Raw genomic sequence first — 8,504 nt, forward strand, 5'->3', positions numbered from 1 at the left:
GCAAAATGTATAGTTTACCCTTCCGTCCGTCATTTGGCTGTTTGTTAGCCCGATTTTGCTCACTTATGCTTCATCCAGTTCTGCCACCCGATCCGCCTCCTATCCTCGAATCTGTACAACCTGTAAATCCCGCCTCATCTGCTAGTCATACAAAGTTTCTTTCATCTGTAGAAACCGGAATACAGGAAATAGACAAATCCAAGCAGTCTAAGGATTTGTCTCAGTTGGCAATTGCGGGTGACACCAAGAGTAATTCGCCATTGCCAACTCTAATAAACTCAACTCAGGATAACTTGATAGTTCCTGAAACCTCCTCTGTACCTCATCCACCAGAAACCTTCCCACCAGAAATTTCCCCCATCACCCACTCTGGAAGTGCTGCATTGGGGCGATCGCCGGTTGTTGGTTATCCCACGCAGGAAGTTAAAACTTCTACCTCTAATGTCGAAGATACAAAAGAGACTAGTCCGAGCGTCGAAGGGCGCAGTTCAGAACTTCTCCTAAGAGCAGCGTTACGCAAAGGGAAGGCGAAAATAGAAGCCACTGCATTACCAAAAAAAGTTGTAGCGGAAGCTTCCCTAGATGCAAAACGTGAACCCTCTCAAAAACTTGATGAGCGATATCTGACAACGAGTCGCTTTGCGTCTACGCTAAATCTCAACTCTAGTAGTGGAGAAAAACAAAGCTTTTTGAACTCTCCTAGTTTTAACTATAGAGTTTCCCCTAATCCTCTCGTTGCCCAATCTCCGCCTCCTGTTAAAATTGCCCCAACTGTCCCAAACAGCAACGAGTTAGTCGAATCCAAGGCGGAAATTTTAGCTAGGAAGTTAACTCAACAAAAACAGCAAAGTGATATTACTGCAAAACAGTCTCCAAAAGAAGACAATATCTCTGTATCTGCTGCTGATCTTGCACCGAGTTCTCAATCAGTACAAAATTTTATAAAATTCCAGTCTCGTAACCCCACAAAGCAATCCTCAACACCGATCACTGTAGAATTCATCTCCCAAGCACCAACACCACAAGCACCAACACCACAAGCACCAGCTAGTGCGCCGCCAGCCAGCCCAAGAGTTGTAGAAGTAACTTCAGATCGGCAAGAGTATGACGAGCAACGGCGAATTATTACAGCAGTTGGAAATGTAGTTGTGCGATTTGATGGGGCGGTAGTGGATGCCGATCGCTTGCAAGTCAATTTGGACAATTTAATTGCTGCGGGGGAAGGCAACGTAACTTTAACACGGGGCGATCAAATACTGCGTGGACAACGCTTTACCTATAACTTTGTTCAAGATAGCGGGGAACTGCTAAATGGTAGAGGAGAAATTTATGTACCCTCAACCCAAACAGATTTTGCTTTCTCACCCGCAGGTGTTGCTGCTGGTGGAGTCCCAAAACGTCCACCTAGCGATCGCATTAGAGCCAATCAGCCCCTTTCTGGTGTCAGTAGCCCTGGACAACTTGATGTGACAGTTGGTGGTCAGTCAAATGCTAGCAACATCCCACCTCCGAGAGCAGGGGGTGCAGTCAATCGACTCAGGTTTGAAGCCGAACAGATTGATTTTTATCCCCAAGGCTGGCAAGCAAAAGATGCTCGCATTACTAACGATCCTTTTTCGCCGCCAGAACTAGAGTTACGCGCAGATACAGTAACTCTGACGCGAGAAGCACCTTTGGTAGACCGGATCACGACACGGGGACAGCGTTTGGTATTGGATCAAACAGTCTCTTTACCAATTCCTCTGAATGAGCGAACAATTGATCGGCGAGAGCGGGACGTTACACCTGCAATAGTTTCTATCGGCTACGACGGAGATAGGCGGGGTGGTTTGTATATTGAGCGTGGTTTTCCCATAATCGATACAGAGCGGACAACCTGGACGGTCACGCCTCAGTTGCTAGTACAGAGAGGTGTAGCAGAAGGTACGAGTAATTTAGCCTCACTGTTCGCCGTAAAAACAAAAATAAGTTCTGTTTTAAGTCCAAGAGGAGTAATTGAAGGGACTGGGGAATTAACCAGTTTCGACTTTGACAATCTGGAAGAGAGTTTGCGGGTGAATTTGGGATTGCGCCAAATAGTAGGCGATCGCCTTCCCCATATCTTGAATGTGCAATACAATTACCGCGATCGCCTCTACAACGGTACTCTCGGCTATCAAACTGTCCAGAGCAGTTTTGGTGCTATTATTACCTCTCCTGTGATTCCTTTAGGAAAAAGTGGCTTCAACCTCAGCTATCAGGGAAGCGCTCAGTATATCGATGCCAATACCGATCGCCAAGACTTGCTAGAACCCATACGAGAAAACGATCGCATCTCACTAGGTCGTTTCCAAGCTAGTGCTGACCTCAGTAGAGGGCTGTTACTATGGCAGGGAAAACCATTACCATCTACTGCCAGCCAAGGATTACGATACACAGCTAACCCTGTAGTTCCTTACTTGCAAGCGATCGCTGGAGTTACAGGCACTACCAGTTATTACACTAATGGTGATAACCAAAGTACCCTAACCGGTAGAATTGGTTTACTAGGGCAAATTGGCAATTTTTCTCGACCTTTTTTCGACTATACCGCCTTTAATATTATTTACTCTCAAGGCTTAAATAGCGGATTATCTCCCTTTTTGTTTGATCGCTCCGTTGATAACAAAGTCTTAAGTGCTGGGATATCACAACAAATTTACGGCCCTTTTCGCTTAGGCTTTCAAACATCTATTAACTTGGATACAGGTAAAGAAACTAGCACTGACTACATTTTGGAATATAGCCGTCGCACCTATGGTCTCACCTTGCGTTACAATCCGGTGTTGGAATTAGGCGGCTTCAGCATCAGAATTAGTGATTTTAACTGGGGTGGCGGCACTGATCCATTTTCTGAAGTTAAACCAGTAGTAAACGGGGTGCAACAGGATAATTAATGGAAAAGATTAAACCAATTTATTCACCTGAAATTCGCACAAAATTGTATTCTGAATTATTTTTTGAGCAAAGAATTTTGAATTTTAGAGACGGACATAATAAATTAACCAAAATTTTCCAATAGTTACTTTATGGTAACTACTTTACTTTATTAACTAGTTACTTTTAGTATCTGATGTAATGCTTTGAAATTTAGTAGGATTTACGCAAAAGAGGCAATAGCCTGCGGGAATATACTTTGCGTCTATATGAATTGCTCCTACTGGAAAATCCAGGTTTGGGCCGTTTTGTGCGTAAGTCCTGTTTAAAATCAAAAAAATCAAAGCAGTAAATCCTAGCTAATCAGGAGATATTTGGTGGTAAATATTCTACATATTGATTCCAGCCCCCGTGGTGAACGATCGCACTCACGAGAACTATCTAAGGAATTTGTCAGTGCTTGGAGGGCGGCACATCCTGAAGATGCGATCGCCTATCGAGATTTAGGGCATCATCCAGTTCCTCACGTTGATGAAGCTTGGATTGCGGCGGCATTTTCACCACCAGAAACTCATACTCCAGAATTAACTGAGGCAATCAGAATTTCTGACGAACTGGTTGATGAATTCTTGGCAGCCGATCGCTACGTCTTTGGAGTGCCAATGTACAACTTTAATATACCCTCCACTTTTAAGGCTTACATCGACCAAATCGTTCGCATTAACCGGACTGTTGCCTTAAATGATCAAGGTTTTAAAGGGTTAGTCGAGGGTAAAAAAGCAGTTGTGATTACAGCCCGTGGCGGTGACTTTAGCCCGACTTCCCCTGCCGTTGCTTATGACTTCCAAGAACCATACCTGCGGACGATTTTCGGCTTTATTGGAGTTACAGATATTCAATTCATTAACGCTAACAGCCTGAATGAGGGTGATGCCCGTACCCAATCGCTAGCAGAAGCACGGGCAGCAATTCAAGACGCGATCGCCCAGTGGTAATGTATGGGATTGGGAATTGGGAATTGGGAATTGGGCATCGATCAATAAATCAATAGTTCTTCCCCTGCCCCCTGCCCCCTGCCCCCTGCCCCCTGCCCCCTGCTCCCTTCCCCCTGCCCCCTGCCCCCTTCAAGGTGATAACCGCTCAATTTTCCAAGTGCCATTATCTAAACGGCTATAGAGTAAGCGATCGTGTAAGCGGCTAGAGCGTCCTTGCCAAAACTCAATTTCTGTGGGGATCACTCGTAAGCCTCCCCAATGAGGCGGTCGGGGGATCTCTTGATTTTCATATTTACTGTAGAACTCCTGCATCCGTCGCTCTAATACTTCTCGACTTTCTATCACCTCACTTTGATTAGATACCCACGCACCAAGTCGACTCTTAGGAGGGCGAGTGTCAAAATACTGGTCAGATTCAGCTTCGGAAACTTTCTCTACATACCCACAAATCCGAACTTGACGTTCTAGTTCTGCCCACCAGAAGACTAAAGCCGCTAAAGGATTTTCTGCGAGTTCTTGCCCTTTGCGGCTGTTGTAGTTGGTGAAAAAAGCAAAGCCCCGTTCATCAAAATCTTTCAGTAGCACCATTCTGGCTGAAGGCTTACCGTCTGGTGTGATAGTAGCAAGGGTCATAGCATTGGGTTCGGGGAGTTGCCCTGCTAAAGCCTGATCGAACCATTTTTTAAATTGAATAAAAGGATTGAGGTCTACTTCGAGTTCGCTCAAAGCTTCCAAGGTGTAGTCTTTGCGAAGATCAGCTACGGTTTTGTCCATTTGGATGTAGTTCCTTGTTATTAGATACGCTTATACATATCTTTGTTAAAAATCTCTATGATGATAATCAGTGCCATCAAGAATTTTACAAATTATCTCAGGAATATTTAATATAGGTTGCATAAGATGCGCCGTTCAGCCTCCCTTCAACGCTTGTTAATTTATGGTCTGAGCGGGCCAATTATCGCTCTTAATGTTTGGCTACTGTCCGTGCTTTTCCGCTATTTCCAGCATCCAATTACCGTTTTGAGCGTTGCGGCAATTTTGGCTTTTCTACTAAATTACCCAGTTAAGTTATTTGAACGTGCCCGAATCACGCACACTCAGGCAGTAATCATAGTTTTACTGGCAACGCTTACCCTATTGGGGATTCTAGGCGTTACCCTAGTGCCGTTGATCATTGACCAAACAATCCAACTGTTAAATAAGATCCCTGATTGGTTAGGCGCTAGTCAAGCAAACTTAGAGCAATTTGAGACCCTGGCAAAACAACGACGTTTGCCGATTGATCTAAGAGTTGTAACCAGTCAAATCAATGCCAACATTCAGAATCTGGTGCAACAGCTAGCTTCTGGGGCAGTGGGATTTGCTGGAACACTGCTATCAGGCTTACTTAATGTGGTGTTAGTGATTGTGCTGGCATTTTATATGCTTTTATATGGCGATCGCGTCTGGTATGGTCTAGTTAATCTTTTACCCTCTAATATTGCAGATCCTCTTACCGCATCCTTACGCCTAAATTTCCAGAACTTCTTTCTTAGCCAGTTGTTGCTAGGACTATTTATGATGCTAACCCTCACACCAATTTTCTTGGTAATGAAGGTTCCCTTTGCCCTGTTGTTTGCCATATTAATTGGGATTTCAGAACTCATTCCCTTTATTGGGGCATCTCTTGGCATTGGTCTAGTAACGATTTTAGTACTATTGCAAAATTGGTGGTTAGCAGTTCAAGTTGCGATCGCAGCAATTTTTATGCAGCAGCTTAAAGATAATCTGTTAGCTCCCCGGTTACTCGGCAACTTTATCGGGTTGAACCCCATCTGGATTTTTGTAGCTATTTTGATGGGATTTGAGATTGCTGGGCTGTTAGGAACGCTTGTTGCTGTTCCCATTGCTGGTACTATTAAAGGCACTTTCGATGCGATAAAAAGCGGCAAGCCTGGTAATTTTGTCTCAATCACCATTCCTCATGACCCACCTCCAGATTAAGAGGGGAGGGGCAGGGGGCAGGGGCAGGGGGCAGGGGGGCAGGGAGCAGGAGGCAGGGGGCAGGGAGCAGGGGGCAGGGGGCAGGGAGCAGGGGGCAGGGGGACAAGAGGTGAGAACTTGAAACAAGTCTTTCCCCAATTCCCAATTTTCAATTCCCAATTTTCAATTCCCAAATATCAAAAGTTGCACATTCCAATCTCACAATTCACAATGGTGATTGATTACAATTTCAGGGGATACTGCCAGCAGGCAATTCCTGATTAAAAGAAGCACAAGCGAATGTATAAATAAAGTACACGCTTTGCCAATAGTCATTGAATTTACGGTCTTTTGATTCTTATTAATTAACTAGAACCTGTTGATGGAAGCTTCCGAGCTATTAGAAACAATCACACTCCTGATTTACCAAGCTGAACAGGGAGAAATAGACCCTTGGGATGTCCAAGTGATTGAGGTGATTGACCGTTACTTAGAACTGATGGCACCGGAGTCAATAGGAAGAGGCTATGAAGCTGATTTGTCTCAATCTGGACAGGCTTTTTTGTCAGCTTCAATGCTGGTATTGTTCAAGGCTAATACCTTGATGCAATTGTCAACAGTAGGAGATATCCAAGATGGCGTATTAGATGATGCTCTGTTAGAAGATGAAGACGGAATATCACATCAAGGTCATCGTCTACCATTAGAACGGCAATTGCGCCGTCGTCCATCGGCAATGCCGCCACCAAAGCGCCGGGTGACTCTGCAAGAGTTAATCAAGCAATTGCAGATTATGGCAAACCAGCTAAAACTAGTAGAAAAAGTTAGCAAGCCTATCCGTCCTAGACGTTTGCCTAGCGTTCAAAGTATGCGGGAGGCGCTGGAATTAGCTCACCAGGAAAATCTCACGGAAGTAGCTAGAGAACTTGAACAAGTGTTGAACTTATCAGCAAGGGAGCTAAATTCAGAAAAAAATTGGTTGAATCTAGAACAGCTTGTAGAGTTGTGGACTCAAACAAAGCTTTTCAACCAAAATGGGTCTGGACATGAGTCTAAACACAGTCATTTAGTTAGCGTTTTCTGGGCGCTACTGCTACTTTCGGCTCAATCGAAAGTAGAGCTATTTCAAGAGGAGTTTTACAATGAAATTAAAATTCGGCTAATTACAGATTCAGCTAAGACCAGTAAACCTTTTGAGGAATCAATGAACTGAAAAAGCCAAAATTAGCCCTACAGATAATTTACAGATTTTTGATTCAGTCTCAAAATCCGGGTAAATTGAAAAGATAAGCGATCGCTTGTCATCTAAGTATATAGATGGTTGCAATAACCACTAAATTCCTGTTATCCCTGTTTTGGGGATGACTTAGAGCAGAAATAAAAACTGATGATTAAGTATCACTCGATGAAAGTAAACTGGCTTGTGGTTGAGGAATAAATTTTTATGAAAGCGATGATTCTCGCGGCTGGCAAGGGTACTCGCGTGCGTCCGATTACCTATACAATTCCTAAACCAATGATTCCCATCCTGCAAAAGCCAGTGATGGAGTTCTTGCTGGAACTGTTACGCCAACATGGATTTGATCAGATTATGGTCAATGTCAGTCATTTGGCTGAAGAAATAGAAAACTATTTCCGTGATGGTCAAAGGTTTGGGGTGCAGATTGCCTATTCCTTTGAAGGCAAAATTGATGACGACGGTAAATTGGAAGGAGAAGCAATTGGTTCTGCTGGAGGGATGCGCCGCATCCAAGACTTCTCACCGTTTTTTGATGATACCTTTGTGGTATTGTGCGGTGATGCGTTGATCGACCTAGATTTAACTGCGGCGGTTAAATGGCATAGAGCTAAAGGGTCTATCGCTACTATTATTACGAAATCTGTCCCCAAGGAAGAAGTTTCTAGCTATGGTGTGGTGGTGACAGACGAAGAAGGTCGTGTTAAAGCTTTCCAAGAAAAACCTTCAACAGAAGAAGCCCTCAGCACCAACATCAACACAGGTATTTACATCTTTGAACCAGAGGTATTTAACTATATCCCCTCTGGTGTCGAATATGATATTGGTGGCCAATTGTTTCCCAAGTTGGTAGAAATCAAAGCCCCCTTTTACGCCATTCCTATGGATTTTGAATGGGTAGATATTGGTAAAGTACCAGACTATTGGCGGGCGATTCGCGGTGTACTGCTGGGTGAAATCAAGAATGTGCAAATTCCTGGTCACGAAGTCGCCCCTGGTATTTATACTGGCTTAAATGTCGCCGTAAATTGGGACAAAGTGGATATCACAGGCCCAGTTTACATTGGCGGGATGACAAGAATAGAAGACGGAGCAAAAATTGTTGGCCCCGCCATGATTGGCCCCAATTGTTGGATATGCAGTGGCGCAACAGTAGAAAACAGCGTGATTTTTGAATGGTCGCGTCTCGGGCCAGGAGTCCGCTTAGTTGATAAGCTGGTGTTTGGGCGTTATTGCGTAGATAAAACTGGAGCAGCAATCGATGTCCAAGCTGCTGCTTTAGATTGGCTGATTACCGATGCTCGTCAGACACCCCCATCACATACCCCTGTTGAACGACAAGTCATCGAGGAGTTGCTGGGGACAAATGTAATTTAGGGAATGGGGAATGGGGAAGAAGTAGGGGGCAGGGAGCA

General features: G+C 44.3%; 6 protein-coding genes. 5 read left to right on the forward strand and 1 reads right to left on the reverse strand.

Features of this window, described 5'->3' with window-relative positions:
* Positions 1-5: 5 nt before the first annotated feature.
* Entirely contained in the window at positions 6-2,915 is a 2,910-nt protein-coding gene (locus VB732_RS19850) for a DUF3769 domain-containing protein (protein ID WP_323232619.1), read from the forward strand.
* A 357-nt stretch (positions 2,916-3,272) separates the two neighbouring features.
* Complete coding sequence (locus VB732_RS19855; RefSeq protein WP_323232620.1) at positions 3,273-3,890, forward strand: FMN-dependent NADH-azoreductase; 618 nt, start codon at positions 3,273-3,275, stop codon at positions 3,888-3,890.
* Between the two features lie 129 nt (positions 3,891-4,019).
* On the opposite strand, the gene pdxH is transcribed toward VB732_RS19855, so the two are convergent.
* Entirely contained in the window at positions 4,020-4,664 is a 645-nt protein-coding gene (pdxH, locus tag VB732_RS19860) for a pyridoxamine 5'-phosphate oxidase (protein ID WP_323232621.1), read from the reverse strand.
* A gap of 126 nt (positions 4,665-4,790) precedes the next feature.
* On the opposite strand from pdxH, the gene VB732_RS19865 reads away from it, so the two are divergent.
* From VB732_RS19865 to VB732_RS19875, 3 genes are all read left to right on the forward strand, one after another.
* On the forward strand, positions 4,791-5,873 hold the full coding sequence (locus tag VB732_RS19865) for an AI-2E family transporter (RefSeq protein WP_323232622.1): 1,083 nt from the start codon (positions 4,791-4,793) through the stop codon (positions 5,871-5,873).
* A 361-nt stretch (positions 5,874-6,234) separates the two neighbouring features.
* On the forward strand, positions 6,235-7,065 hold the full coding sequence (locus tag VB732_RS19870) for a ScpA family protein (RefSeq protein WP_323232623.1): 831 nt from the start codon (positions 6,235-6,237) through the stop codon (positions 7,063-7,065).
* A 231-nt stretch (positions 7,066-7,296) separates the two neighbouring features.
* Positions 7,297-8,466, forward strand: coding sequence for an NDP-sugar synthase (locus VB732_RS19875; RefSeq protein WP_323232624.1), 1,170 nt, complete (start codon positions 7,297-7,299; stop codon positions 8,464-8,466).
* Positions 8,467-8,504 lie beyond the last annotated feature (38 nt).

This window comes from Nostoc sp. UHCC 0252, from assembly GCF_034931145.1.
GTDB lineage: Bacteria > Cyanobacteriota > Cyanobacteriia > Cyanobacteriales > Nostocaceae > Nostoc.

Coding starts and splice junctions, on each gene's coding strand:
- pdxH (WP_323232621.1), bottom strand. CDS start 4,664: ATGGACAAAACCGTAGCTGATCTTCGCAAAGACTACACCTTGGAAGCT.
- VB732_RS19875 (WP_323232624.1), top strand. CDS start 7,297: ATGAAAGCGATGATTCTCGCGGCTGGCAAGGGTACTCGCGTGCGTCCG.
- VB732_RS19870 (WP_323232623.1), top strand. CDS start 6,235: ATGGAAGCTTCCGAGCTATTAGAAACAATCACACTCCTGATTTACCAA.
- VB732_RS19865 (WP_323232622.1), top strand. CDS start 4,791: ATGCGCCGTTCAGCCTCCCTTCAACGCTTGTTAATTTATGGTCTGAGC.
- VB732_RS19850 (WP_323232619.1), top strand. CDS start 6: ATGTATAGTTTACCCTTCCGTCCGTCATTTGGCTGTTTGTTAGCCCGA.